The 25831-nt window shown below is 71.2% G+C and carries 17 protein-coding genes and 1 pseudogene; 4 read left to right on the top strand and 14 right to left on the bottom strand.

Annotated features, from left to right (window positions below):
- Positions 1-22: 22 nt before the first annotated feature.
- Positions 23-2494, bottom strand: coding sequence for a SpoIIE family protein phosphatase (locus ACFY1E_RS29885; RefSeq protein ID WP_389081082.1), 2472 nt, complete (start codon positions 2492-2494; stop codon positions 23-25).
- 253 nt (positions 2495-2747) lie between these two features.
- On the opposite strand from ACFY1E_RS29885, the gene ACFY1E_RS29880 reads away from it, so the two are divergent.
- Positions 2748-4814 (top strand): SpoIIE family protein phosphatase, encoded by a 2067-nt coding sequence (locus tag ACFY1E_RS29880; RefSeq protein WP_389081032.1) that lies wholly within the window; start codon positions 2748-2750, stop codon positions 4812-4814.
- Between the two features lie 76 nt (positions 4815-4890).
- Positions 4891-5145, top strand: coding sequence for an EF-hand domain-containing protein (locus ACFY1E_RS29875; RefSeq protein ID WP_389081029.1), 255 nt, complete (start codon positions 4891-4893; stop codon positions 5143-5145).
- 11 nt (positions 5146-5156) lie between these two features.
- On the opposite strand, the gene ACFY1E_RS29870 is transcribed toward ACFY1E_RS29875, so the two are convergent.
- The 3 genes and pseudogenes from ACFY1E_RS29870 to ACFY1E_RS29860 all read right to left on the bottom strand — a co-directional run.
- Entirely contained in the window at positions 5157-6080 is a 924-nt protein-coding gene (locus ACFY1E_RS29870; RefSeq protein ID WP_389081027.1) for an RNA polymerase sigma-70 factor, read from the bottom strand.
- Positions 6081-6246: 166 nt separating this feature from the next.
- Positions 6247-6897 carry a DUF6629 family protein gene (locus tag ACFY1E_RS29865; RefSeq protein ID WP_389081025.1) on the bottom strand — a complete coding sequence of 217 codons (651 nt, stop codon included), beginning with the start codon at positions 6895-6897 and terminating at the stop codon, positions 6247-6249.
- 62 nt (positions 6898-6959) lie between these two features.
- Positions 6960-7154 (bottom strand): annotated as a pseudogene (locus ACFY1E_RS29860) (MerR family transcriptional regulator); the annotation flags it as partial.
- 124 nt (positions 7155-7278) lie between these two features.
- Between ACFY1E_RS29860 and ACFY1E_RS29855 the strand changes: the two are divergent.
- Positions 7279-8511, top strand: a complete 1233-nt coding sequence (locus ACFY1E_RS29855) for a PP2C family protein-serine/threonine phosphatase (protein WP_389081023.1) — start codon at positions 7279-7281, stop codon at positions 8509-8511.
- Between the two features lie 218 nt (positions 8512-8729).
- The gene (locus ACFY1E_RS29850; RefSeq protein ID WP_389081020.1) at positions 8730-10106 is read left to right on the top strand and encodes an alpha-lytic protease prodomain-containing protein; all 1377 of its coding nucleotides are present in this window, start codon (positions 8730-8732) and stop codon (positions 10104-10106) included.
- 124 nt (positions 10107-10230) lie between these two features.
- On the opposite strand, the gene ACFY1E_RS29845 is transcribed toward ACFY1E_RS29850, so the two are convergent.
- The 10 genes from ACFY1E_RS29845 to ACFY1E_RS29800 all read right to left on the bottom strand — a co-directional run bounded on the left by ACFY1E_RS29845 (position 10231) and on the right by ACFY1E_RS29800 (position 25817).
- A complete protein-coding gene (locus ACFY1E_RS29845) occupies positions 10231-10833 on the bottom strand; it encodes a sarcosine oxidase subunit gamma (RefSeq protein ID WP_389081018.1) in 603 nt (200 codons plus the stop codon).
- A complete protein-coding gene (locus ACFY1E_RS29840) occupies positions 10826-14062 on the bottom strand; it encodes a sarcosine oxidase subunit alpha family protein (protein WP_389081016.1) in 3237 nt (1078 codons plus the stop codon). The genes ACFY1E_RS29845 and ACFY1E_RS29840 overlap by 8 nt, the downstream gene beginning before the upstream one ends.
- A 12-nt stretch (positions 14063-14074) precedes the next feature.
- The gene (locus ACFY1E_RS29835; protein ID WP_389081013.1) at positions 14075-15307 is read right to left on the bottom strand and encodes a sarcosine oxidase subunit beta family protein; all 1233 of its coding nucleotides are present in this window, start codon (positions 15305-15307) and stop codon (positions 14075-14077) included.
- A complete protein-coding gene (glyA, locus tag ACFY1E_RS29830) occupies positions 15304-16590 on the bottom strand; it encodes a serine hydroxymethyltransferase (protein ID WP_389081011.1) in 1287 nt (428 codons plus the stop codon). The genes ACFY1E_RS29835 and glyA overlap by 4 nt, the downstream gene beginning before the upstream one ends.
- The gene (locus tag ACFY1E_RS29825; RefSeq protein ID WP_389081009.1) at positions 16587-17447 is read right to left on the bottom strand and encodes a bifunctional methylenetetrahydrofolate dehydrogenase/methenyltetrahydrofolate cyclohydrolase; all 861 of its coding nucleotides are present in this window, start codon (positions 17445-17447) and stop codon (positions 16587-16589) included. Before ACFY1E_RS29825 ends, glyA begins: the two co-directional genes overlap by 4 nt.
- A gap of 147 nt (positions 17448-17594) precedes the next feature.
- Positions 17595-20033, bottom strand: coding sequence for an FAD-dependent oxidoreductase (locus ACFY1E_RS29820; RefSeq protein ID WP_389081006.1), 2439 nt, complete (start codon positions 20031-20033; stop codon positions 17595-17597).
- Between the two features lie 229 nt (positions 20034-20262).
- The gene (locus tag ACFY1E_RS29815) at positions 20263-21225 is read right to left on the bottom strand and encodes an ABC transporter substrate-binding protein (RefSeq protein WP_351479179.1); all 963 of its coding nucleotides are present in this window, start codon (positions 21223-21225) and stop codon (positions 20263-20265) included.
- Positions 21226-21238: 13 nt separating this feature from the next.
- Positions 21239-23239, bottom strand: a complete 2001-nt coding sequence (locus ACFY1E_RS29810) for an ABC transporter permease (protein ID WP_389081004.1) — start codon at positions 23237-23239, stop codon at positions 21239-21241.
- Positions 23239-24327 (bottom strand): glycine betaine/L-proline ABC transporter ATP-binding protein, encoded by a 1089-nt coding sequence (locus tag ACFY1E_RS29805; protein ID WP_389081001.1) that lies wholly within the window; start codon positions 24325-24327, stop codon positions 23239-23241. The genes ACFY1E_RS29810 and ACFY1E_RS29805 overlap by 1 nt, the downstream gene beginning before the upstream one ends.
- A 20-nt stretch (positions 24328-24347) precedes the next feature.
- Positions 24348-25817 carry an aldehyde dehydrogenase family protein gene (locus tag ACFY1E_RS29800; protein WP_389080999.1) on the bottom strand — a complete coding sequence of 490 codons (1470 nt, stop codon included), beginning with the start codon at positions 25815-25817 and terminating at the stop codon, positions 24348-24350.
- Positions 25818-25831: the final 14 nt, after the last annotated feature.

The following is a 25831-nucleotide window of genomic DNA, read 5'->3' as shown; positions in this document are numbered from 1 at the left end:
CAGCGGCCCCCGCCGCACCCCGTCAGGGAATCTCCTGCTCCGCCCAGATGATCTTTCCGTCGGGCGTGTACCGGGCGCCCCAGCGATCGGTCAGCTGGGCGACCAGGAAGAGGCCGCGGCCGCCCTCGTCCGTGCTGCGGGCATGCCGAAGCCGGGGGGCCGTGCTGCTGGCGTCGGCGACCTCGCAGGTCAGGTGGGAGTCGCGGATGAGCCGTAGCCGGATGGGCGGTTCGGCGTAGCGGATCGCGTTGGTGACCAGTTCGCTCACGACGAGTTCCGTCGTCATCGCCAGGTCCTCCAGCCCCCAGGCGGCGACCTGGCGGGTGGCGCGGGCCCGGACGTCGGCCACGGCGGCCGGGTCCACCGGCACCTGCCACGAGGCGACGTGGTCTGCGTCGAGGGCGTGGGTGCGCGCCAGGAGGAGGGCGATGTCGTCGGGCTGCGGCACGGGCACGAGTTGCCGTACCGCGGAGGTGCACAGCGTGGAGAGGTCGAGGTCGGATCGGGCGAGCAGCTCGCCGAGCCGGGACATGCCCAGCTCCATGTCGCCGTCGGCGCCCTCGATGAGGCCGTCGGTGTAGAGGCCGAGCAGGCTGTTCTCGGCGAGTTCGATCTCGGTGGCCTCGAACGCCATCCCGCCGAGGCCGAGCGGCGGCCCGGCCGGCGGCTCCGGGAAGGACACCTGTCCGTCGGGAGTGACGACGACCGGCGGCGGGTGTCCGGCGCGGGCCATCGTGCACCGCCGGGTGACCGGGTCGTAGACGGCGTACAGGCAGGTGGCCCCGAGGAAGGCGGTGCTGCTGCGGTGGGCCGCCTCGTCGCCGTCCCGCTCGGCGCTCAGCCGCAGCACGAGGTCGTCGAGGTGCGCGAGCAGTTCGTCGGGCGGCAGCTCCATGTCGGCGAGGGTCTGCACCGCCGTGCGCAGCCGGCCCATGGTCGCCGCGGCGGTGATTCCGTGCCCCACCACATCGCCGACGACCAGGCCGACCCGGCCCCCGGACAGCTGGATCACGTCGAACCAGTCGCCGCCCACACCGTCCGTCGGATCCGCCGGCAGATAGGCCGAGGCCACCTCCACCGCGTTCCCGCCGGTCAGGGCCTGCGGCAGCAGACTGCGTTGCAGGGTGACGGCCGCGGTGTGCTCCCGGGTGTAGCGGCGGGCGTTGTCGACGCATAGCGCCGCCCGCGCCACCAGCTCCCGGGCCAGCAGGACGTCGTCGGGCTGGAACTGGACGGGATTGAGCGACCGCATGAACGTGGTCAGGCCCAGGATCGTGTTCCGTGCCCGCATCGGCACGGCGATGAAGGAGTGCAGCCCGAACTCCTTGATCTTTGCTGCTCGTTCGGGCTGTTCGGTGATCCACCGCTCGTCGGACGGATCGAGGACAGGCAGCAGGACCGGCTCGCCGTCGACGAGCAGGTTCACGTCGTGCGCGGGAGGCAGGAAACCCGCCAGGTCCCCGACCCGTACCACGGCCTCCGGGCAGCCCTCGCGCACGGAGCTCATTCCGGCGCGGCGCATCACGGGTCCGACGGAGGCCGGCCCGGCGTCGGTCAGCCATGCGCCGTGCCCTTCGGTGCTGAGCACGGGCTCCAGCAGGTCCACGACGACGAAGTCGGCGAAGCGGGGTACGGCGAAGTCGGCGAGTTCCTGAGCCGTCCGCATCACGTCCAGGGTGGTGCCGACGCACGTCCCCGCCTCGTTGACCAGGGTCAGCAGTCGGCGGGCGGTCCACCGCTCGGTGACGTCCTGGACCATGTAGCAGATTCCGGTGACGGACTCGTCGGCGTCCACCAGCGGGAAGAAGGATGTCGAGTAGGCGTGCTGGCGGTGCGGGTCGGCCCAGCTCCAGCCGAGGTACTCGTAGTCGGTGACCGGGACCCCGGTGTCCAGGACCTTGCGCATCAGTCCCTCGATGGCGGCCGCCTGCAGCCCGGGCAGCAGCTCGCTCAGCCGGCGTCCCAGTCGCTGTGCGCGGGGCACTCCGCCGAAGCGTTCCAGGGTGTCGTTGAGCCAGACGTAGCGCAGTTCCTGGTCCATCACGGCCATGCCGATCGGGGAACGGGTCAGGAACCCGTCGAGGACGGACTCGCCGACGGACCACTGCTGCCGCCGCTCCCGCGCCGACAGCAGGAAGCACTCGCCCTCGCCGATCCGGAAGGACGCGGAGACCCGCAGGTCCACCTCGAGGCTCCGGCCGTCGCGGTGCCGCACGGAGATGAGGCCGCTCCAGCCCATTCCGGCGCGGCACCGTTGGGCCACGGCGGCCACCCGGGCCGGGTCGGCGGGCATCGCCACCAGGCGCGCGGCGGAGCCGCCGACCACCTCGGACGCGGGGCGGCCGAGCAGCGCTTCGGCGCCCCGGGTCCAGCCGAGCACGACGCCCGCCGCGGACACGACCGCCGCCGCGTCGGTGGACGCGTCGAGGAATTCGCGCGGCCCTGAGGGCGTCGGCCCGTCGGATGTTTCTCGCGCAGGATCCATGGGTGCCATCCGGGTGCCGTCCTCGTACAGGACCATGTTCCTGCTTGTCCGCCCGATCCGCACGGCCCTGGCGGATCTGCCCCCGCCCCGCTCGCAGCGCTTCCGCCCTTCCCGGACCGGAGGGAGCATGGAAGTGCCGCTGGTCGGAACCCGGAGGGCGCTACTGCACCATTCCGGGAGACGACCCCCGGACCCCGGCAGAAAAGCAGGTCAGCAGCGGCGGACGTCGCGAGACCCCCCGAACGGTGGAGGTGGTTGCGGGATGACAGCCGAATCCTTCCGGTCCGACGGTGATGCGGACGATTTCGAGTCGCCCCCGCCGACCGGTCTGCTGGATGTCCTGAGCGTGGCCGCGACGGTCGTCGACGCCGATGGACGCATCGTGTTCTGGACCCCGCAGGCCGAGGAGCTGTTCGGATACAGCGCACAGGAGGCGCTCGGCAAGTACGCGGCCCGGCTGTTCATCCACCCCGAGCATCTGAAGTCGGTGGTCAAGCTGTTCACGGAGGTGCTGGAGACCGGGCGGAGCTGGGCGGGCGCCTTCCCCATCCGGCACAAGGACGGCAGCACCCGTCTGATGGAGTTCCGCAACATGCGGCTCCAGGACGACCTCGGGGACATGTACGCCCTCGGCATCGCCGCCGACCACAATCTGCTGCAGCGTGTGGAGACCGACCTGGCCCTGTGCGAGCGGCTGATCAACCAGTCCCCGATCGGCCTGGCCCTCCTCGACCCCGATCTGCGGTACCTCCTGGTCAACCCGGCGCTGGAGCGCATCGACGGCATCCCCGCCGAGGACCATGTGGGCCGCGCTCTGCGGGAGACGCTGCCGCTGCCCGACGTGGGCACCATCGAGAGTGCGCTGCTGCAGGTGCTCACCACCGGCACCCCGCTGCTCGACCAGTACCACGTGGGCCGCCCGCGGACCGATCCCGACCACGAGCACGCCTGGTCGCTGTCCTTCTACCGTCTGGAGGACCCCGGCGGGCGGGTGCTGGGTGCGGCGGCCTCGGTCGTCGACGTCACCGAACGGCACCGGGCGGCCGCCGAGGCCGACCGGGCCCGGCGCCGCCTCGCCCTCATCGCAGACGCCTCGGTGCGGGTGGGCACCACGCTGGAGGTGGAGGAGACCGCCCGCGAGCTGGCCGAGATCGCCGTGCCGCAGCTCGCCGACGTGGTCGCCGTGGACGTCCTCGACTCAGCCCTGGCCTGCCGCCGCTCACGCCGGCCGGACGACGGCCCGGAGCTCTTCCGTGCCCTGGCGCTCAAGGCGGCCCAGCCGACCGTGGCACTGCGCGCCGCCGATCCGCCCGGCGGCCTCGCGGCCTACGAGGGGGACCGCCTGGTCACCCTGTGCGTGCACACCGGCCGACCGGTCCTGGTACGGCACGTCGGCGAGCGCGATCTGCCGCGCATCGCGCGGGACGCCGAAGCCGGCTCGCTGCTGGCCCGGGCGGGCGTCCACTCCTATCTGGCCGTACCGCTGATCGCCCACGGCGAGATACTGGGCGCCCTGGACCTCAAGCGCACCACCAACCCGCTCCCCTTCGACGAGGACGACGTCGTCCTCGCGAGCGAGCTGGCCGGGCGCGCGGCCGTGGCCATCGACAACGCCCGCTGGTTCCAGAGCGTGCGCAACACCGCCCTCACCCTCCAGCGGAGCCTGCTGCCCGACCACCCGCCGCAGCACTCGGGGCTCGAACTCGCCTCCCGCTACCAGCCCGCCCAGGCCACCAGCGAGGTCGGCGGCGACTGGTACGACGTCATCCCCCTCAGCGACGACCGGACCGCCCTGGTCGTCGGCGACGTCATGGGCAACGGCATCGACGCCGCCGCCACCATGGGCCGGCTGCGCACCGCCACCTGTGCCTACGCGGACCTCGACCTCGCCCCCGCCGCCGTGCTCCAGCACCTGGACAAGATCACCTGCGATCTGGAGCACTACATCGTCACCTGTCTCTACGCGGTGTACGACCCGCGCACCCGGCGGTGCCAGTTCGCCAACGCCGGCCACATGCCACCCGCCCTGGCCGGCCCCGGCCGCGCCCCCCAGCTGCTCGACCTGCCCTCCGGCGCGCCGCTCGGCGTGGGCGGGATCTCCTTCGAGACCACCACCGCCCGGCTCGCCCCCGGCGACCTGCTGGTCCTGTACACCGACGGCCTCGTCGAGACCCGTCACCACCCCATCGACGACCGCCTCGGCGTCCTGCTCGGCTTCCTCGACGAACCCCAACGACCCTTGGAGGAAACCTGCGACCTGCTGCTCTACGGCCTGCGCCACCCCGACGACCACGACGACGTCGCCCTGCTCGTCGCCCGGGCCCTCTAGGCGGGCACGCCGGCCACCGGGGTGACGGGAAAGGCGTTCTCCTTCGTGATGGGTGAAAGGAAACGGGGGCGACAAGATGAGTGACAAGGCACGGAAGCTGTTCGAGGCGCTCGACCTCGACCACAGCGGAACACTGACCCGCGAAGAGGTGATCATCGCCCTGCGGACCAAGGGCCCGACCCTGGCCGCGTCGGGAGATCTGCCGTTCTGGGCCCTGGGGGACGCCGAGGCCTCCTCCGCCCTCTTCGACGCCGCCGACCAGAACGGCGACGCCATCCTGACCCTGGAGGAGTTCGCGGCCCTGGTGGACCGCCGCTTCGGCTGGCAGTGACACGGCCGAGGTCAGTTGCCCTGGCGGCGGGCCTTCTTCACCTCGCGGTCGACGGCCCAGGCGTCGCCGACCGGGCCGAGGTGGCCGAGTTTGTCGGGGTTGAGCACCGCGCGGACGGTCTGGATCCGGCCGTCGAGGACATCGAGGGTCATGGTCTGCAGGATCCTGCCGTCCCGGTCGCGGAAGATCGCGCCGGGCTGGCCGTTGACCTCGTGCAGCTCGAACGTCACGTCGATCCGGATCAGCCAGGGGAACACGGTGCCCAGCAGCCGGGCCACGTTCTCCGCGCCCGTGACCGCCCTGGCCAGCTGCGGGGCCTTGCCGCCGCCGTCCCCGACCAGCTGGACGTCGGCGGCCAGCAGGTTCTGCAGCCCGCCCACATCGCCGTTCTTCAGCGCGTCGAAGAACCGCGTCGCCAGCTCCTCGCGGTCCTCACGGTCCGCCGCGAACCGGGGCCGTCCGTCCTGCATGTGCCGCCGGGCCCGTACCAGCAGCTGCCGACAGGCCGCCTCCGAACGCCCCACCGCCGCCGCGATGTCGTCGAAACCGAAGGCGAACACCTCGCGCAGCACGAACACCGCCCGCTCCAGCGGGCTGAGCCGTTCCAGCAGCACCAGCGCCGCCATCGACACCGAGTCGGCCAGCTCCACCGACCGCTCCGGATCCTGGTACGGGTCGCTGAGCAGCGGCTCGGGAAACCACGGCCCGACATACTCCTCCCGCCGCACGCGCGCGGAACGCAGCACATCGATGGAGATCCGGGTCACCACGGCCGACAGATACGCCTTGGTCGACGTGGGCCGGGTCGCCGAGCCGTCGAACCGCAGCCACGCCTCCTGCACCGCGTCCTCGGCCTCACTCACGCTGCCCAGAATCCGGTAGGCGATCGAGAACAGCAGCGGCCGCAGCTCCTCGAACTCCTCGACCTTGCTCACGCCGGTCCCCTTCCCCCGTGAGGTGCTCCCCCGTAGCGCGTCCATGGTGTGCTCCTCTGCCGTCGTCACCGACCACACCCTCTGAGACGGCGCGGCCCGACACCCTGTGACATGGCCGAATGTGACCTGCGTCTCCCGGCCGCCGCAGCGTCTTCAGGGCGCCGATTCACACCCTGTCGGGCGTGGGCCGAACGCTGCTGCGAGTCCTCGGCCGCCGGCCCGCCACCCACCCGAACACCACCACCGAGCACGCCGCCGCGAACGCGCACCAGGTCGAGACGAACTCCAGCCGCCACAGCGCCCAGCACACCAGCGCCCCCACCCCGGCCAGCGCGCCGAGCGCCATCAGCCAGCGGTCGCCGGACAGCAGCAACGCGCCGACCGTGGCCAGCAGATAGCCCGCGATGAGCACGCCCGCATACGGCAGCCCGATGACGTAGCCGACGGTGTGCCCGCGGATCTCGGCCCGCACGGGACGGGTGGCGACGGCGTACGCCAGCACGGCCGCGGTCGCGAGGCCGGAGACCACGGGAATCGTCAGCCGGGCTGCGGCATCCCGCGGAACGGCGCCGAGCACGGCCAGCGGCACCCACACCGCAAGCAGAGGAAGTGCGATCACGGCCCAGGCGACGGTGGCCCATCCGGTGCCGCCCCCGACCTGCCAGACCCGTGCCTCGACCAGCTGATGGACGCCGAGCAGCACCGGCAGCGCGGCAAGGGGGAGATCGCCGACCCGGTGCACACGCGTCACACAGGCCACACCGACGCAGGTGATCCCGGCACCCGCCACGAGATCAGCCGTCGCACTCCAGCACATGACACCCACCTTGGCGGCGACCGCTCGCCGATTCCAGCGAGGCCTTCGGCGACCCGGGAGTCTCAGCCACGTGTGCAGAGGTACGCCTCCAGCTCGGCGGCGCCGGTCAGCATCGCCCGCACCTGGGCGATCAGCGGGGCGGCCTGCTCCAGCAGATGACCGCCCCGTCTGAACTGGTGGGTCAGCCGGGTCGCGGGCCGGATCCCGAGCCTGCCCGCCGGCGGACCGATGAGCGTGCCGCCGGGCCCGGCGCCCTCATCCGCCCTGGAGCGCCGCCGCGCCCCGTATGACCGCCTCTCCGCCCTCTGTCTGAACGGCCGCCTGCCGCATTCGCTTCTATCGTGGGAACCCACTGATGGTTGGCGCCAAGGCAGGCAGCACATGAGGAAACCGCAACCGATCGACTACGCGGCGGTCTTCCAGGCCCTGCCCGGCATGGTGGCGCTGCTGACGCCCGAGCTGGTGTACGTCGACGTCAACGACGACTTCGCGCAGCTGGCCGGGCGCCCACGGGAGCAGCTCCTCGGCCGCTACATCTTCGACGTCTTTCCGGAGAACCCCAACGATCCGGCCGCCGCCGGCATGCGGGAGACGAGGGAGTCGATGCTGCGCGTGGTGGCCACGGGCGAGCGGGACACCATGGCGGTGCTCCGCTACGACATCGAGGACGCCCAGCGGCCCGGTCACTGGCAGGAGCACTTCTGGAGCCCGGTCAACGCCCCCGTCCTCGGCCCGGACGGGAAGGTGGTCCTCGTCGTGCACCGGGTGGAGGAGGTCACCGAGCTCCTGCGCGCCCGCGGCAGCCTGACCGACAGCGACCGGGCGAGCGTGCTGGAGGCCGAGCTCTACACCCGCGCCCGGGAACTGCAGGAGGTCAACGAGCGGCTGCGCCGGGCCCACGCCCATGAGCGTGAGGTCGCCCTGGCCCTGCAGACGGCGATGATGCCCACCCCGAGGCATCTCGGTCCTCATCAGGCGGCCGTGCGCTACCGGCCCGCCATCGGTGACCTGAACGTGTGCGGCGACTGGTACGACCTGGTGGACCTGCCGGGCGACCGGATGGCGGTCGCGGTCGGCGATGTCGTCGGCCACGGACTGGCGGCCGCCTGCGCCATGGGGCAGTTGCACAGCGCGCTGAGCGCGGCCACGCGGGTCGCCGACGGCCCGGCGCAGGCCCTTGAGGCCCTCGACATGTACGCCGGCTCCGTCGACGGGGCCGAGTCCGCCACGGTGGCGACGACCATCATCGACTGGGGCGGGCACACCATCACCTACAGCTGCGCCGGCCATCCACCGCCCGCCGTGCTGCACCCGGACGGCAGCGTCTCCTTCCTCGACCAGGCCATCGACCCGCCGATCGACGCCCGACCCGGCCGCTTCGCCCGACCGCAGGCCCGTGTGCCCTTCGCCGAGGGCGACACCCTGGTGCTGTACACCGACGGTCTTATCGAGCGCCGCAGCGAGGACATCGACACCAGCCTGGGCCGCCTCGCCGACTGCCTGGCCCGCCACCGCCGGACCGCTCCCGAGGCCCTGGCCGACGCCCTTCTGGCCGACCTTCTCCCCGCCACGGGCAACACCGACGACACCGCGCTGGTCGTCGTCAGCCTGTAGCCGACAGGCCCGTTCCGCACGAAGCCTTCCCACCGGGACGGCCGCTTTCGCACTGCCTCCGGCCGACGCTCACCCATGCCCGTCGTACTGCACATGGCACCCCAGGCGTCCCCCAAAGCGCGAAAGACCCTCGCCTTTGACATCGTTCCGGGCCTTTGCGGCAAGGCCGCCTACGGATTCGCCTCAGTCTCCCCCGTACTCAGCAGGAGGTACACCGCATGGTCGGCAGACATGCAGCGGGCAGGCACCGCGCCGCCCTGGCCACACTCGGCACCCTCGTCCTCACCGGGATCCCCACGGGCGCGGCGGCCGCCCCGCCGCCCGCACCAGGGCCCCTGCCCGCCGGGGCCCGGTCACTCGGCGCCGACAAACCGTCCGCGCAGATCCTCAGCGCGATGCAGCGCGACCTGCATCTGACGCGGGCGCAGGCGGCCACCCGGCTGGTCAACGAGGAGGAGGCGGGCACCCGTGCGGGCCGGCTGCACAACGCCCTGGGCGGGCACTTCGCCGGCGCCTGGGTGAGCGGGAAGACCTCCGCCGAGCTCACCGTCGCGACCACCCATGCCGAGGACGTACCCGCCATCAAGGCACAGGGCGCCAAGGCCGTGGTCGTCAAGGCGCCGCTCAGCGCCCTCGACGCCGTCAAGGCGAAGCTGGACGCTGCCGCCGTCCGTGTGAAGACGCACGACACCCCGGTCTGGTATGTGGACGTGCCGGCGAACCGGGTCGTCGTCGAGGCGACCAGGCAGTCGGCGGCCGCCGCCTTCCTCAAGGCCGCCGGGGTGGAGGACCGCGGTGTGGCGGTCCGGCTGACGAAGGACCGGCCGCGGCTGATGGCGGACCTCGTCGGCGGCGAGGCCTACTACATCAACAACGCCGCCCGCTGCTCGATCGGCTTCTCCATCACCAAGAGCCAGCAGCAGGGCTTCGTCAGCGCCGGCCACTGCGGCAAGGCCGGCGACAAGACCACCGGCTACAACAAGGCCGACCAGGGCACCTTCCAGGCGTCCACGTTCCCTGGCAAGGACATGTCCTGGGTGGCCGTCAACAGCGACTGGACCGCCACGGCCGACGTCAAGGGGTCGGGCGGCAGGAACACACAGGTCGCCGGCTCGGTCCAGGGGCTCGTCGGGGCCTCGGTCTGCCGCTCGGGCTCCACCAGCGGATGGCACTGCGGCACCATCGAGCAGCACAACGCGTCGGTCGACTACGCCCAGGGCACCGTCGACGGACTGACCCGCACCACGGTGTGCAGCGAACCAGGCGACTCCGGCGGCCCGTTCCTCTCCGGCGCCCAGGCGCAGGGCGTCACCTCCGGCGGCTCCGGCGACTGCACGGCCGGCGGGACCACCTTCTTCCAGCCGGTCAACCCGATCCTCAGCACCTTCGGCCTCACCCTGAAGACGGCGTCCGTGCAGACCGGCCCGCCCGCCCCGCAGGGCGCCGGCACGGCCAACGCCTGGGCCGTCGGCCGGGTCTACGAGGTCGGCGCCACGGTGACCGTCGCGGGCGTGCGTTACCAGTGCCTGCAGACCCACCAGGCGCAGGGTGCCTGGTCGCCGGAGGGCACACCGGCCCTGTGGCAGCGGATGTAGCGGCCGCTTGGGCCCCGGTGCGGGGGCGCGGCCCCCGCACCGCCCGCTCAGCGGACGAGTTCCGCGGCCCTGATCGCCTTGTCCAGCAGCCACTCCAGCCGTCCACGCCGGAATGGGTGTGCATCTAGATGTATTCGGTCGCCGCGTCCAGCAACCAGTCCGTCAGGTAGCCGGCGAAGGACGAACGGACCAGGACCCAGAATCCGGCGCCGGGTTCGTCCCGGGCGACCAGGACGACCTGGGTGCGGCCCAGCGTCGTCTGGGCGCAGCGGCCGGTGCCGAAGGCGCCCGGGTGCAGGTCCAGTGCGCAGCCGTGGGCCAGCAGCTCGCGGGCGCTGGGGCCGGAGACGAGGAGGGTGGTGCGCTGGGCGGAGACGTCGGTGACGGAGACGGGCTCCTCTCCGACGGCCGCCCTGATCCGGGTCTCCAGGTCCCGCTCGCTGCCCGGCGGGCCCACCACCAGCCATTCGTCCGGACCGAGCCACAGCGCGGTCAGCTCGCCGGCACGGATGGCCGTGTTGGGTTCGAGCGGCAGTTGCAGGCCCAGCGCGAGCCCGACCGCGTCGGCCGCTCCGCCCTTGGCGTCGAGGCGGACGTTCACCTGGGCCAGGAAGGGGAGTTCGGCCAGCCGGACCGCACCCCTGGAGGTGCGGGTCGCGGCGGCCAGGCGGTCGGCGTAGGGCGCCAGGGGGCTGCGGGGCGGGGCGGTGAGTGCGGTGTCAGCCATCGCGGCGGGCTCCCTCGGGGTCGTAGAGGACAGGGCTGGCGACGGTCACGGGGACCAGGCGGTCGCCCACGGGTGCGTACAGCCGCTCGCCGATCCGCTCCCGGCCGCCCTTGATCAGGGCCAGCGCGAAGGTCCGGCCGAGGGCGGCGCTGCGGTAGCTGGAGGTGACGTGGCCGAGCATCGGGACGGGCGGAGCGGGCAGCTCGCTGTCGGCGACCAGCTGGGTGCCCTCCGGGAGGAAGGTGCCGGGGTCCTCCGGGAGGAGACCGACCAGGTGCTTGCGGTCGGGGCGGACGGTGTCGGCGCGGGCGAAGGAGCGCTTTCCGATGAAGTCGGGCTTCTTCTTCGACACCGCCCAGCTCATGCCGAGGTCCTGCGGGGTGACCGTGCCGTCGGTGTCCTGCCCGATGATCGGGTAGCCCTTCTCGGCGCGCAGGACGTGCATGGTCTCGGTGCCGTACGGGGTGATGCCGTACGGGGCACCGGCCTCGTACAACGCCTCCCACAGGGCGAGGGCCTGCCACGGCGACACGTTGATCTCGTAGGCGAGTTCACCGGAGAAGCTGATCCGGCAGACGCGCGCCTCGATGCCCGCCACGGTCGTCTCCCGCCAGGCCATGAACGGGAAGTCGTCGTTGGAGACGGCGAGTCGGGGAGCGAGCGAGGCGAGGACGTCGCGGGACTTCGGGCCGACCAGGGCGACGGTGGCCCACTGCTCGGTGACCGAGGTGCAGTGCACCTTCAGCTCCGGCCACTCGGTCTGCAGCCACTCCTCCATCCAGTCCAGTACGGTCGCCGCGTTGCCGGTGGTCGTGGTGACCAGGAAGCGGTCCGGGGCGAGACGGATGACCGTGCCGTCGTCGAAGACCATGCCGTCCGGCTTGCACATCACGCCGTAGCGGATCATGCCGACCTTCAGGGTGCTCATCATGTTGGTGTAGAGCAGGTCGAGGAAGACGCCGGCGTCCGGGCCCTGTACGTCGATCTTGCCGAGGGTGGAGGCGTCCATGAACCCCACGCTCTCGCGGGTGGCCTTGCACTCGCGCAGCACGGCCGTCTCCATGTCCTCGCCGTCCTGCGGGTAGTACCAGGGGCGCTTCCACTGGCCGACGTTCTCGAACAGCGCGCCGTGTTCGACGTGCCATCCGTGCAGCGCGGTGGTGCGGACCGGGTCGCTCAGCACGCCCCGGTCCCGGCCGGCCAGGGCCGCGAAGGAGACGGGCGTGTAGGGCGGCCGGAAGGTGGTGGTGCCTAGCGCGGAGATGTCCACGCCGAGCAGGTCGGCGACCACGCCGCCGGCCAGGACGCCGGAGGTCTTGCCCTGGTCGTTGGCGGTGCCGGCCGTGGTGTAGCGCTTGGTGTGCTCGACCGATCGCATGCCCGCGCCGGTCGCGCGGGCCAGGTCGTCGACGGTGACGTCGCGCTGGAGGTCGACGAAGCGCGGGGCGCCCTCGCGGCCGGGGACGGTGAAGACCTGCATGGGCGGCGTGCCCTGCGGCTGGGCGGGCACGGCCGGGAGCGCCGGGGCGTTTGGGGTGTAGCCCTCGGCCTCGACCGCCCGGGCACCGGCGGCGGCTCCCTGGGCGAGCACGGCGGCCAGGTCGAAGGTGCCGTTGGCGCTGCCCGCGACCTCGACGGCCTGCCGGACGACGTCGGGCACGAAGGTGCCGAGCGCCTCGTCGTAGCGGAGCTTGCCACCCGCCTGGCTGAACAGGTGCGCCACCGGGTTCCAGCCGCCGGAGACCAGCAGCAGGTCCGCGGCGAACTCCCGCTGCGCCACGGTCTCCCCGAACGGCGCCACGCTCACGGCTGTCAGCCGCGCCTCGCCCTCGGTCCCGGTCACCGCGTACCCGGCGAGCACCTCGATGCCCGCGGCGCGGGCGCGGTCCGCCCACTCGCCGGGTGCGGGGCGGGTGTCGACGATCGCCACGATCTGGACGCCCGCCGCGGCGAGGTCCAGTGCGGCGGCGTAGGCGCTGTCGTTGGTGGTGAACACGACCGCGTGACGGCCGGGCAGGACGCCGTGGCGGTGCAGATGGGTGCGGGCCGAGGCGGCCAGCATGATGCCGGGGCGGTCGTTGTCCGCGAAGGCCAGCGAGCGCTCGTGGGCGCCGGTGGCGAGGACGACGCGGCGGGCGCGGATGCGGTGGACGCGTTCGCGGGAGACGTTCTCGGGGGCCGCGGCGCCGAGGTGGTTGGTGCGGCGCTCCACTGCGAGGAGGTGGTTGTCGTCGTAGTAGCCGAAGACGGTGGTACGGCGCAGCACGCGCACCTCGGGGGCGGACTCCAGCCGGGTGCCCGACTCCTCTGCCCAGCCGGGGAGTTCGCCGGTGCCGAGGAGGCTGCCGCCGAGTTCGGGGCGGTCGTCGGCGAGGATGACGCGGGCGCCGCTGCCCGCCGCGGCCGCTGCCGCCGCGAGGCCGGCCGGGCCGGCGCCGACGATCAGCAGGTCGCAGTGGGCGTGTACGGCGTCGTAGCGGGCGGGGTCCGGTCGGGTGGCCAGGCGGCCCTGGCCGGGGAGGCTGGTGGCGACCAGGCCGTCGTAGAGCTCGACGGTCGTCGCCGGGAGCATGGGCTCGGGGAAGGGTTCCTCGATCTGGATGACGGCGTTGGGTTCCTCGACGCCCGACGAGAAGATGCCTCGGGGGCGGCCCAGCTTGATGCTGGTCGACGCCTGGATCACGCCGTTGGCCAGGAGGGCCGAGGCGAGGGTGTCGCCGCGGAAGCCCTGGTATTCGGTGCCGTCGAAAGTGAACGTGAGGGGCTCGGCGCGGTTGATGCGACCGCCGGTCGCGAGGCGGAAGCCCGTTGCCGTGGACGTCACCGGGGGCTCCGCCCCCAGGCCCCCGGTCGGCCCCGAAGGGGCCTCGTCGTCAAACGCCGGACGGGCTGGTTGTGCCGGCCGGGGCTCGACAGTGGCCGCAAGCGAGGCTGGAGTGACCGGCCGGGGCTCGACCGTGGCCGGACGCTTCTCCCCTGCCCGGTATATCGCCAGGATCTCGTTGGTCGACGTGTCCCGTACCGCGTTGAACCAGCGGCGGCAGCCCGCCGAGTGGGTCCAGCGTTCGGCGAAGGGGCCCTTCGGGTTGTCGCGGAAGAACAGGTACCTGGCCCACTCCTCGTCGGTCAACGCCGACGGGTCCTGCGGGTACGCCACATGCGCCTGGCCGCCGTAGTGGAACTCGGCCTCGTCGCGGGGCCCGCACCACGGGCATGAGATCAACAGCATGGTTCGGGCTCCCTAGTGGGCCACCGCGGCAGCGCCGTGCTCGTCGACGAGCGCGCCGGTGGTGAAACGGTCGAGCGAGAAGGGGGCGTTGAGCGGGTGGGGCGTGTCGTGGGCGATGGTGTGGGCGTAGACCCAGCCGACGCCCGGGGTGGCCTTGAAACCGCCCGTTCCCCAGCCGCAGTTGAGGTAGAGACTGTCGACGGGGCTGAGACCGACGATCGGCGAGGCGTCGGGGCTGACGTCGACGATTCCTCCCCAGGTGCGCAGGACGTGGGCGCGGGCGAAGACCGGGAAGAGCTCCAGGGCCGCCGCCATCTGGTCCTCGATGATGTGGAAGGCGCCACGCTGGGTGTAGGAGTTGTACGCGTCGATGCCCGCGCCCATCACCAGCTCGCCCTTGTGCGCCTGGCTGACGTACACGTGGACGGCGTTGGACATGACGACGGTGGGGTGCACCGGTTCCAGGAGCTCCGAGACCAGCGCCTGAAGCGGGTGGCTCTGGACCGGGAGGTCGATGCCGGCCATGGCGGCGAGGACCGAGGTGTGGCCCGCGGAGCAGAGGGCGACCTTGCCGGCCGCGATCGGGCCGAGGTTGGTCTGGACGCCCACGACCCGGCCGCCGACCACGTCCAGGCCGGTGACCTCGCAGTTCTGGATGATGTCGATGCCGGCCGCGTCCGCGGAGCGGGCGAAGCCCCAGGCCACGTAGTCGTGTTTGGCGATGCCGGCGCGGGGCTGGTAGGTGCCGCCGAGGACCGGGTAGCGCACGTCGGGTGAGATGTTGACGATCGGGCAGACCTCTTTGACCTGCTCGGCGTCGAGCCACTCGGCGTCCACGCCGTTGAGCCGGTTCGCCTCGACGCGGCGGACGCTGTCGCGGACGTCCTGGAGGCTGTGGGCGAGGTTGAGGACACCGCGCTGGGAGAAGAGGATCGGGTAGTCCAGCTCCTCGTCCAGGTGCTCCCAGAGTTTGAGCGCGTGCTCGTAGATGCCCGCGCTCTCGTCCCACAGGTAGTTGGAGCGGATGATCGTGGTGTTGCGGGCCATGTTGCCGCCCGCGAGCCAGCCCTTCTCCAGTACGGCGACGTTGGTGATGCCGTGGTTCTTGGCCAGGTAGTGGGCGGTGGCCAGGCCGTGGCCGCCGCCGCCCACGATCACGACGTCGTACGACCGCTTCGGCTCGGGGTTGCGCCAGAGGAAGTCCGGGTGGTCGGGGAGGTCGGCGCCGGGGGTGGTGGGGCTCATCGGGCGTCTCCTGAGGTACCGGAAAGGTGCGGGTAGAGCGGGTGCTTGGCGGCCAGGGCCGCGGTGCGGGCGCGCAGGGCCGCGATGTCGGGCTCCGGCTGGAGGGCCAGTGCGATCACGTCGGCGACCTCCGTGAAGTCCTCCTCCGTGAAGCCGCGGGTGGCCAGGGCCGGGGTGCCGATGCGCAGGCCCGAGGTGACCATCGGCGGGCGGGGGTCGAAGGGGACGGCGTTGCGGTTGACCGTGATGCCGATCTCGTGGAGCAAATCCTCGGCCTGACGGCCGTCGAGCGTCGATTCCCGCAGGTCCACGAGGACCAGGTGGACGTCCGTGCCTCCGGTGAGGACCTTCACCCCGGCCGCCGCCGCGTCCGGCTGCGTCAGACGCTCGGCCAGGATGCGGGAGCCGGCCAGCGTGCGGGCCTGGCGTTCGGCGAACTCCGGGGACGCCGCGACCTTGAAGGACACCGCCTTCGCGGCGATGACGTGCTCCAGGGGGCCGCCCTGCATACCCGGGAACACCGCCGAGTTGATCTTCTTGGCGAGGTCCGCCTCGTTGGTGAGGATGACTCCGCCGCGCGGGCCGCCGAGCGTCTTGTGGGTGGTCGTGGTGGTGACGTGGGCGTGCGGGACCGGGTTCGGGTGGAGCCCCGCCGCCACCAGGCCCGCGAAGTGCGCCATGTCGACCATCAGCAGCGCGCCGACCTCGTCGGCGATCCGGCGGAAGGCCGCGAAGTCCAGCTGCCTGGGGTAGGCCGACCAGCCCGCGATGATCATCTTGGGGCGGTGTTCCTTGGCGAGCTGCTCGACCTCGTCCATGTCGACCAGGTTGTCGGCCTCGGACACGTGGTAGGGCACCACGTTCAGCATCTTGCCGCTGTAGTTGATGCGCATGCCGTGCGTGAGGTGGCCGCCGTGCGCGAGGTCCAGGCCGAGGATGGTGTCGCCGGGCTGGAGCAGCGCGAAGAACACGGCCGTGTTCGCCTGGGCACCGGAGTGCGGCTGGACGTTGGCGTAACCGGCCCCGAACAGGGACTTGATGCGCTCGATCGCGAGCCGCTCGGTGACGTCCACGTGTTCACAGCCGCCGTAGTAGCGGCGGCCGGGGTAGCCCTCGGCGTACTTGTTGGTCGCGACCGAACCCTGCGCCTCCATCACGGCGGTGGGCGCGAAGTTCTCGGAGGCGATCATTTCGAGGGTGGACTGCTGACGGTGGAGTTCTGCGGCGAGCGCTTCGTGGACCTCGGGGTCCAGCTCCGCCAGGGGGGTGTTCAGCGCGTTCATACGGCGTTCGCGTTCCTCTCGGCGGCCTCGACGACGTTGGCGAGCAACATCGCGCGGGTCATGGGGCCCACGCCCCCGGGCATCGGCGCGAGCCGGCCGGCGACTTCGGCGGCCTGCGGGTGGATGTCGCCGACCAGCCCGTTCTCGGTGCGGGTGATGCCGACGTCCAGGACGGCCGCGCCGGGGCGCAGCATGTCCTTGGTGATCAGTCCGGGCGAGCCGGCCGCCGCGATGACGATGTCCGCCTCGCGCACGTGCCAGGCCAGGCCCTTGGTGCCGGTGTGGCAGAGGGTGACGGTGGCGTTCTCGGAGCGGCGGGTCAGGAGCAGGCCGATGGGCCGTCCGACCGTGATCCCGCGTCCGATGACGCACACCCGGGCGCCCGCGAGGGGCACGTCGTAGCGGCGGAGCAGTTCGACGATGCCGCGTGGTGTGCAGGGCAGCGGCGCCTCGGTGCCCAGGACGAGCCGGCCGAGGTTGACGGGGTGCAGTCCGTCGGCGTCCTTGGCCGGGTCCATACGGGCCAGTACGGCGTTGGCGTCCAGGTGCCCCGGAAGCGGCAGCTGGACGATGTAGCCGGTGCAGGCCGGGTCGGCGTTGAGTTCGTCGATGACGTCCTCGACCTGCTGCTGGGTCGCGTCCGCGGGAAGATCCCGGCGGATGGAGGCGATGCCCACCTGCGCGCAGTCCCGGTGCTTGCCGCCGACGTAGGCATGACTGCCGGGGTCGTCACCGACGAGGACGGTACCGAGCCCCGGCGGCCGTCCGCCGTTGGCGGTCAACTTGGCGACCCGCTCGGCGAGTTCACGGCGGATCTTGGCGGCGGTCGCCTTCCCGTCCAGCACTTGGGCAGTCACCGACGGCACTCCTTCCAACGAGGCTCAGCTGCAGCGCCCCAAAGGGGCGCGGGACTGTTTCGATCAGCGGCTCCGCCGCGGGGCGCGACCAGCCACAACGAACCAGCAGCCGATCGACGACCAATCGGGGCACCCCCTACGAACCACTCACCCACGGAGACGGGACATCGTCGGGTCGAACAGAGGCTCCTCGGCCACGACCGCCTCGATGCGCTGATCGAAGTACCCGATCTGCAACGCGGTCCCAGGAGCGGCCAGCTCACTCGGCAGCCACGCATAGGCAATCCCCTTGCCGATCGTGTAGCCGTACGCCGCGCTGGTCACATAACCAACCGCCCGCTCACCGTCGAACACCGGCTCCTTGCCGAGGACGACGGACCGCGGGTCGTCGATGGTGAGACACGTCAGCTTCCGCCGCACGTCGGCCTTACGGCGCTCAAGCGCTGCCTTGCCGATGAACTCACCCTTGTCGAGCTTCACCGCGAACCCGACCCCGGCCTCGTAGGGGTCGTGCTCGTAGGTCATGTCGGTCCCGAAGGACCGATACCCCTTCTCCAGACGGAGGCTGTTGAAGGCGCCGCGGCCGGCGATGATGCCGCCGAGCGGCCTCGCCGCCTCCCACAGGGTGTCCCAGAGCTTCTGGCCCTGGTCGGCGGTGGTGTACAGCTCCCAGCCGAGTTCACCGACGTACGACAGGCGCATCGCGGTCACGGGCACCGAGCCGATGTAGGCGCGCTTGGCGCGGAAGTACTTGAGGCCGTCGTTGGAGAAGTCCTCGTCCGTCAGCGGCTGCAGGACCTTGCGGGCCAGCGGGCCCCACAGGCCGATGCAGCAGGTGCCGGGGGTGATGTCGCGGACCTGGACGGTGCCGTCGGCGGGGAGGTGGCGGGTGAACCAGTCGAGGTCCAGGTTGCCGTTGGCGCCGACCTGGAAGAGGTCGCGGGCCAGGCGGGCGACGGTGACGTCGCTGCGGATGCCGCCGTCGTGGTCGAGCAGGAGGGTGTACGTCACCGAGCCGACGGACTTGGCGACCTTGCCGGTGACGAGCTTCTCCAGGAAGTCGGCAGAGCCGGGGCCGCTGACCTCCAGGCGCTTGAGGGCCGTCATGTCGTACATCGCGACGGTCTCGCGGGTGGCCTGCGCCTCCGCGCCGACGATGGGCGACCAGTACTGCGCCGCCCAGTCGCCCGGAGTGGGGATGTTGCGGCCCTCGACGAGGGAGGCGTTGGCCTCGTACCACTGCGGGCGCTCCCAGCCGTTCGCCTCCAGGAAGAAGGCGCCGTGCTCCTGCTGGCGGGCGTGGAAGGGGCTGGTGCGGATCGGGCGCGGCTTCCCGGACGGCTGGAGGGGGTGGAGGATGTCGTAGACCTCGACGAAGTTCTGGCAGTCGCGGGCCAGGACGTACTCCGGGGAGAGCTGGTGCGGCTCGAAGCGGTTGACGTCGCACTCGTGCAGGTCGAAGGAGGAGCAGTAGCCGTCGACCAGCCACTCGGCCATGGCCCGGCCGACGCCCGCGGAGTGCGTGACCCAGACGGCCTCGGCGACCCAGAAGCCCTTGACGTCGCTCGACTCGCCGAGCAGCGGGAAGTTGTCGGTGGTGAAGGAGAACAGGCCGTTGATGCCCTCCTCGACCTTGGCCTCCTGCGTCGCGGGCAGCAGGGACTGGGTCTCGGCCCAGGCGGGCTCGAAGTCCTCCTCGGTGAACTTCAGGACCGACGGCATGGGCGCGGCCTCGTCGAAGGAGAGGATCTCGTCGGCGGTGACGGGCATGGGGCGGTGGCCGTAGTAGCCGATGCCGATGCCGTCGAAGCGGTCGCGGTAGTAGAGGTCGGCGTCCTGGTGGCGCAGGATCGGGCGGACCGCCTCCTCGGTCTGGCCGGCGAGCGCGGGCACGGGCCCGGTCCATGCGAGCTGGTGGGCCAGCGGGGTCAGCGGGAGGTTCATGCCCACCATGCGGGCGATCTTCGGGCCCCAGATGCCGGCGCAGCACACCACGATGTCGGCCGCGATCTCACCCTGGTCGGTGAGGACGCCGGTGACGCGGCCGTCGGCCTGCTGGACGTCCAGGACCTCGTGGCGGGCCAGGAAGGTGACGCCGCGCTCGGTGGCGCGGCGGATCTGTGCCTCCACCGCGAGGACCGCCTTGGCCAGGCCGTCGGTGGGGACGAGGAGGCCGCCGAGGACCTTGTCCCGGTTGACCAGCGGGTGCTGCTCGACGCACTCGTCGGCGCTCAGCAGCCGGGCCTCGATGCCCCAGGCGGTGATCCAGCCGTGGCGGCGGTGCAGTTCCGCGAGGCGCTCGGGGGTGGTCGCCACTTCGAGGCCGCCGACCTGGAGGAAGCAGGGCTTGCCGTCGACGTCGAGGGAGCAGAACTTCTCGACGGTGTAGCGGGCCAGCTCGGTCATGGTCTTGGAGGAGTTGGTCTGGAAGACCAGGCCCGGCGCGTGTGAGGTGGAGCCTCCCGTGGCGGGCAGCGGGCCCTGGTCGACCACGGTCACTTCGGTCCAGCCGCGCGCGGAGATCTCGTCAGCGAGGGCCGCTCCCACGACGCCCGCTCCGATGATCACCACTCGGGGTCCCGCCATCGCCGCACCTCCGAAATTCAAACCGTCGAGTTGCTTTCTGCGCAACGTGATTCAGGTTGCGCAACTCAGCGTGCCTGTCGCGGGAGGGGGTGTCAAGGGGTCCGTGACGTCGGAAAACGGGCTGGAACACCCGCCGGGACATGGCGATGCCCGGCGGGCGGCGCACATCTGTGCACGCCGCCCGCCGGGCATGTTCGACCGTCCGCCCGGTCCGGCTGTCAGGGCCGGGCTACTTGATCCAGGCGTCCACCTTGTCCTTGTTCGCCTCGACCCACTTCTTGGCCGCCGCGTCGTCCGTCATCTTGTCCTGGGCGATGTACTTGGCGACCTCGTTCTGGTCGTCGTTCGTCCAGTTGAAGTTCTTCACCAGGTTGTAGGCGGGGCTGCCGGCCTTGGCGAACTTCGCGCTGACGATCTTGTTGAGGTTGTAGACGGGATAGTCGCAGGCGACCTTCGCCGCATCCGCGTCGCAGCCCGTCTTGTAGGCGGGCAGGCTGACCTTCTTCAGCGGGACCTCGGACAGGAACCACTGCGGCTCGTAGAAGTAGCCGATCACCCACTGCTTGTTCTTCTCGGCGGTACGGAAGGCCTGGATGAGCGCCGTCTCGCTGCCCGCGTACACCACCTTGAAGTTCAGCTTCAGGTTCTTGACCAGCGCCTCGTCGTTGGTGACGTACGACGGGTCGCCGTCCAGGAGCTGGCCCTTGCCGCCCGACTCGGACGTCTTGAACTTCGAGGCGTACTTGTTGAGGTTCTTCCAGTCGAGGATGTCGGGGTGCGCCTTGGCCAGCCACGGCGGCACGTACCAGCCGATGATGCCTTTGTTGCCGGTCTGGCCGGCGTCCACGGCGGTCTTCTGCTGGTCTATGTACTTCTTCACCAGGTCGGGGTGGCCCCAGTTCTCCAGGACGGCGTCGACCTCGCCGGTGCCGAAGCCCTGCCAGGCGATCTCTTCCTTGAGGTTCTTCTTGGTGACCGTACAGCCGAGGTTGTGCTGGGCGACGTACGCGACGACCGCCGCGTCCGCCTCGTAGCCCACCCACGGGTTGACGGCCAGGTTGAAGGTGCCGCACTTGCCCGAGCTTCCCGAGCCCGCAGAGGAGCTGTCACCGACCTTCGCCCCGCCGCACGCGGTGAGGGTGAGGCCGAGGACGGCCAGGCCGGCCGCGCCGGCTCGCCAGTGTCTTGCCATGGTGTCGTGCTCCTTAAGCGCTGGCGCGGCGCGCCGCGGCCTGAGTGATCCGGTCGAACATGACTCCGAGAAGGACGATGGCCACACCCGCGGCAAGCCCCTTCCCGTACAGCTGCCCCTGTGAGAAACCGGCCACGACGTCGTAGCCGAGAGCGCCTGCCCCTACCAGGCCGCCCACAACAACCATCGACAGCACGTAGATCAGGCCCTGGTTGGTCGCAAGCGTCAGGGCACTGCGTGACATCGGCAGTTGAACCTTGGTGATGATCTGCCAGGTGTTGCACCCGGCGGAGGTGGCCGCCTCCACGGTGGTCTCGGGCACGGCCCGGATCCCGTCCGCGATGATCTTCATGGCGACCGGGGCCCCGTAGACGATCGCGGCGACGATGGCCGTGAAGCGCGTGGGGCCGAACAGCGCGAGGAACGGCACGAGGTAGACGAAGGGCGGCATGACCTGGGCGGCGTCCAGCGTGGGCCGGATCAGCCGGTCCGCCATCATGCTGCGCCCCATCCACACCCCGAAGACGATGCCGAGCACCATCACCAGAACCGTCGCGACGAGCGTCGAGGCCAGCGTGGTCATGGCGTCCGACCACAGACCGGTGCCGACCAGCAGGCCCACGCACACGGCCGTGGTGAGACCGGACTTCCAGCCGCCGAGCACCACGCCCAGCGCCACCAGCACCGCGGCGACGAGCCACCATGGGGAGTCGGTGACCAGCGTCTGGAACGGGTTGAGCAGACCGTTGGTGATGACGTCACGGATGGCGTTGGTGATGCCCGAGAGGCTGTCCTGCGCCCAGTTCGTCGCAGTGTCCGCCGCGCTCGCGATATGGCTGCCGACCGTGCCGTCACCGGGGAACTCGGCCGCCCACAGGTAGGTGTGCGACAGATAGATCAGGACCGCAGTGACCGCGGCGCCGGCTCCGAGCAGAGGCCGCCGCCACTTCGCGAAGTCGTGCTTGGCGTTTCGCGCGTTCTCCTCGCGTGCGGCGGCCGCGGTGGTCACCCGGTCCAGGACGATCGCCATGACGACGATGGCGAGACCCGCATTGAAGGCCGTGCCGACGTCGAGCGACTGCAGCGCCTGGAGGACAACCGGGCCGAGCCCGGGGGCGTTGATCAGGGCCGCGATGGTCACCATGGCCAGGGCGGCCATGATGGTCTGGTTGACGCCCATCACCACGGTCCGCTTGGACATCGGCAGCAGGACCTTCAGCAGCGACTGGCGGCGGGTTGCGCCGAGGGAGTCGGCCGCCTCGACCGTCGTCTGGGAGACGTTGCGGATGGCGTGCGCGGTGATGCGGATCGTCGGCGGGGCCGCGTAGATCACGGTGGCGATGGTGGCGGAGGCGCCGCCGATGAGGAAGAACAGGGTCAGCGGTGCCAGGTAGACGAAGGTCGGCATCGTCTGCATGAAGTCCAGGAAGGGCGCGACGATCCGGTTGAACCGGTCCGACAGCCCCGCCCACACCCCGAGCGGGATCGCGAACAGCAGCGCCACGAACACCGCGGAGAGCGTGAGGGAGAGGGTGTCCATGCTCTGCTGCCACAGCCCCTGCAGCCCGAAGAAGGTGAACCCGGCCACGGCCAGCAGCGCGACCCGCCAGTTGCCCACCGCCCAGGAGACATAGCCGGCGATGCCGACGACACCGAGCCAGCCGATCTCCGGGACCGGGCGGGCCCCGGACGGCTGGGAGATCAGGTGCTGGATGAAGGTCGCCAGGTTGTCGACGACCAGCCGGATCTCGTTGAAGAAGTACAGGAAGAGCGGGTTGGAATTGCGGTTGGCGCCGATCGAGTCGTTGAGGTCGTTGATCCACCGGTGCAGATCGGTAAGGTCGGCCGCCGCCAGCGAGAGCGTCTGCTTGCCGCGCAGCACGGCGAAGAGCACCAGCCAGACGACGAGGATCGCGCCGAGCACCATGGTCCGGCTGATCCTTCGCGCCGCCTTGACGGGCGCGACCGGTTCCACAGCCTCCGTTTTCTCGGGCTTTTCTATGGCGACGGTCATCACGCGCCGCCTTCCTGCCCGGCGACCACCGCGAGGATCTCCTCGTCGCCGACGATGCCGAGCAGCTTGCCGTCCTCGACGACCTTGATCGGCTTGTCGGCCGCGAGCACCGCCCTGGTGGCCTCCTTCACCACGACGTCCGGGCCCAGTTCGGGGCCGTCAAGCTCGTCGCCGTCCTCCGGCGCGCGCATGATCCAGCGCAGGGTGAGGACGTCGCCGCGCGGCACGTCCTTGACGAACTCGCGGACGTAGTCGTCGGCCGGGGCGCCGACCAGTTCGTCGCCGGTGCCGCACTGGACCATCTTGCCGTCGCGCATGATCAGGATGCGGTCGCCCAGCTTCAGCGCCTCGGAGAGGTCGTGGGTGATGAACACCATGGTCTTGCCGACCTCGTGGTGCAGGCGGATGACCTCGTTCTGCATGTCACGGCGGATCAGCGGGTCGAGCGCGGAGAACGGCTCGTCGAAGAAGAGCACGTCCGGGTCTCCGGCGAGCGCCCGGGCGAGGCCCACGCGCTGCTGCATACCGCCGGAGAGCTGATCGGGGTAGGAGTTCTCGTAGCCGGACAGGCCGACCAGCTCGACGACCTCCAGGGCGCGCTTGGTGCGCTCGGCCCTGCTCATGCCGCGGATCTCCAGGCCGAAGGCCACGTTGTCCACGACCCGGCGGTGCGGCAGCAGCCCGAAGTGCTGGAAGACCATGGAGAACTTGCGGCGGCGCAGGTCGCGCAGTCGGGCCGCGTCCGCCCCGCGGATGTCCTGGCCCTCGAAGACGACCTCGCCCGAGGTGGGCTCGATCAGCCGGGTCAGACATCGTACGAGGGTGGACTTCCCGGAGCCGGACAGTCCCATGACCACGAACACCTCGCCCTTGCGGACGTCGAAGTTCACGTCGCGGACCGCGGCGGTACAGCCGGTGCGGTCCATCAGCTCGCGGCGGGAGAGACCGCACAGCTCCTCTGAGCCCGGCACCCGGTCGGCCTTCGGCCCGAACACCTTCCACAGATTGCGCACGGATATGACGGGCGTGTCGTCCGAGTCCTGGGGGGTGCCACGCCGCTGCGGCACCTCTGTCTGTGTGGGGGTCACGATCGACCTCATTTCGGCGTTCAGCCGCGGAACCAGCGCTGCGGCCGGGGTTGGATGTTCTGCCAGATGTGCTTGGGCTCTCGGTACTCGTCAAGGCCGGTCGGTCCCAGCTCCCGGCCCGTGCCCGAGTGCCCGAAGCCACCCCATTCCGCTTGCGGCACATAGGGGTGGTAGTCGTTGATCCAGACCGTGCCGTGGCGCAGCCGCCGGGCGACCCGCTGGGCCTTGCCGGCGTCCTGGGTCCAGACGGCGCCGGCGAGTCCGTACTCGGTGTCGTTGGCGATGCGTACGGCATCGTCCTCGTCGGTGAAGCGTTCGATGGTCAGCACGGGTCCGAAGGACTCCTCGTGCACCACCCGCATGTCCTGGGTGCACTCGTCGAGCACGGTCGGCGGGTAGTAGTGGCCGTTCGCCAGGGTCGGGTCGTCGGGCCGCCGACCGCCGCAGCGCAGTACGGCGCCCTCTTCCAGACCTGCCGCGACATACGCCTCGACCTTCGCCAGGTGCTGCGCGGAGATCAGCGCTCCGGTCTCGGCGTCGGCGTCGAAGGGCCCGCCCAGCCGGATCAGGCGCGCACGCCGCACCACCTCGTCGACGAAGCGGTCGTGCAGCGAGTCCTCGACGATCAGCCGGGCGCCGGCCGAGCAGACCTGCCCGGAGTGCAGGAAGACGGCCGTGAGAGCCATGTCCACGGCCGTCTCGAAGTCGGCGTCGGCGAAGACGACGTTGGGGTTCTTGCCGCCGAGCTCCAGCGCCACCTTCTTCACGGTGGCGGCCGCGGTGGCCATGATCCGCTTGCCGGTCTCCAGGCCTCCGGTGAAGGAGACCATGTCGACGCGCGGGTCCTCGGACAGGGGTGCGCCGACCTCCGGGCCGGTGCCCAGGACGAGGTTGGCGGCGCCGGCCGGGAGTCCGGCCTCCTCCAGTGCCTTCATCAGCAGGACGGAGGTGGAGGGGGTGAGCTCGCTGGGCTTCAGGACGATCGTATTGCCGGCGAGCAACGCCGGGGCGACCTTCCAACTGGCCTGCAGCAGCGGGTAGTTCCAGGGGGTGATCAGTCCGCACACCCCGACCGGCTCGTAGACGACGCGGCTGATGGCATCCTCGCGGCCGGTGTCGATCACCCGTCCGGCGTCGGTGCCGCCGATCCCGCCGTAGAAGCGGAAGCAGGAGACGACGTCGGCGATGTCGTACTCGCTCTCCACCAGCCGCTTGCCGGTGTCCAGCGACTCGGCGCGGGCGAACTCCTTGGCGTCGCGCTCGAGGATGTCGGCGGTGCGCAGCAGCAGGGCGCCGCGCTCACGCTCGGGGGTGCGGGGCCAGGGGCCCTCGTCGAAGGCCCGGCGGGCGGCGGCGATCGCGGCCTCCGTGTCGGCACGCGTCCCCTCCGCCACCGTCGCCGAGAGGGTGCCGTCGGCGGGGCAGCGGATTTCGCGGCGCCCGCCGGCCACCGGCTCGCGCCACTCTCCGTCCACATACAGATCTGCCACGCGCCAAGCCTTTC

Source organism: Streptomyces sp. NPDC001604 (assembly GCF_042893475.1).
GTDB lineage: Bacteria > Actinomycetota > Actinomycetes > Streptomycetales > Streptomycetaceae > Streptomyces.
The sequence above is the reverse complement of the archived record's forward strand: the minus strand, read 5'-3'. Positions and strand labels throughout refer to the sequence as shown.

What these genes read in the sequence shown, in the direction of transcription:
- ACFY1E_RS29835 (WP_389081013.1), bottom strand. Translation starts at nt 15,307, where the DNA reads ATGAGCCCCACCACCCCCGGCGCCGACCTCCCCGACCACCCGGACTTC.
- ACFY1E_RS29850 (WP_389081020.1), top strand. Translation starts at nt 8,730, where the DNA reads ATGGTCGGCAGACATGCAGCGGGCAGGCACCGCGCCGCCCTGGCCACA.
- ACFY1E_RS29880 (WP_389081032.1), top strand. Translation starts at nt 2,748, where the DNA reads ATGACAGCCGAATCCTTCCGGTCCGACGGTGATGCGGACGATTTCGAG.
- ACFY1E_RS29865 (WP_389081025.1), bottom strand. Translation starts at nt 6,897, where the DNA reads ATGTGCTGGAGTGCGACGGCTGATCTCGTGGCGGGTGCCGGGATCACC.
- ACFY1E_RS29820 (WP_389081006.1), bottom strand. Translation starts at nt 20,033, where the DNA reads ATGGCGGGACCCCGAGTGGTGATCATCGGAGCGGGCGTCGTGGGAGCG.
- ACFY1E_RS29815 (WP_351479179.1), bottom strand. Translation starts at nt 21,225, where the DNA reads ATGGCAAGACACTGGCGAGCCGGCGCGGCCGGCCTGGCCGTCCTCGGC.
- ACFY1E_RS29885 (WP_389081082.1), bottom strand. Translation starts at nt 2,494, where the DNA reads ATGGCACCCATGGATCCTGCGCGAGAAACATCCGACGGGCCGACGCCC.
- ACFY1E_RS29845 (WP_389081018.1), bottom strand. Translation starts at nt 10,833, where the DNA reads ATGGCTGACACCGCACTCACCGCCCCGCCCCGCAGCCCCCTGGCGCCC.
- ACFY1E_RS29855 (WP_389081023.1), top strand. Translation starts at nt 7,279, where the DNA reads ATGAGGAAACCGCAACCGATCGACTACGCGGCGGTCTTCCAGGCCCTG.
- ACFY1E_RS29840 (WP_389081016.1), bottom strand. Translation starts at nt 14,062, where the DNA reads ATGCTGTTGATCTCATGCCCGTGGTGCGGGCCCCGCGACGAGGCCGAG.
- glyA (WP_389081011.1), bottom strand. Translation starts at nt 16,590, where the DNA reads ATGAACGCGCTGAACACCCCCCTGGCGGAGCTGGACCCCGAGGTCCAC.
- ACFY1E_RS29810 (WP_389081004.1), bottom strand. Translation starts at nt 23,239, where the DNA reads ATGACCGTCGCCATAGAAAAGCCCGAGAAAACGGAGGCTGTGGAACCG.
- ACFY1E_RS29875 (WP_389081029.1), top strand. Translation starts at nt 4,891, where the DNA reads ATGAGTGACAAGGCACGGAAGCTGTTCGAGGCGCTCGACCTCGACCAC.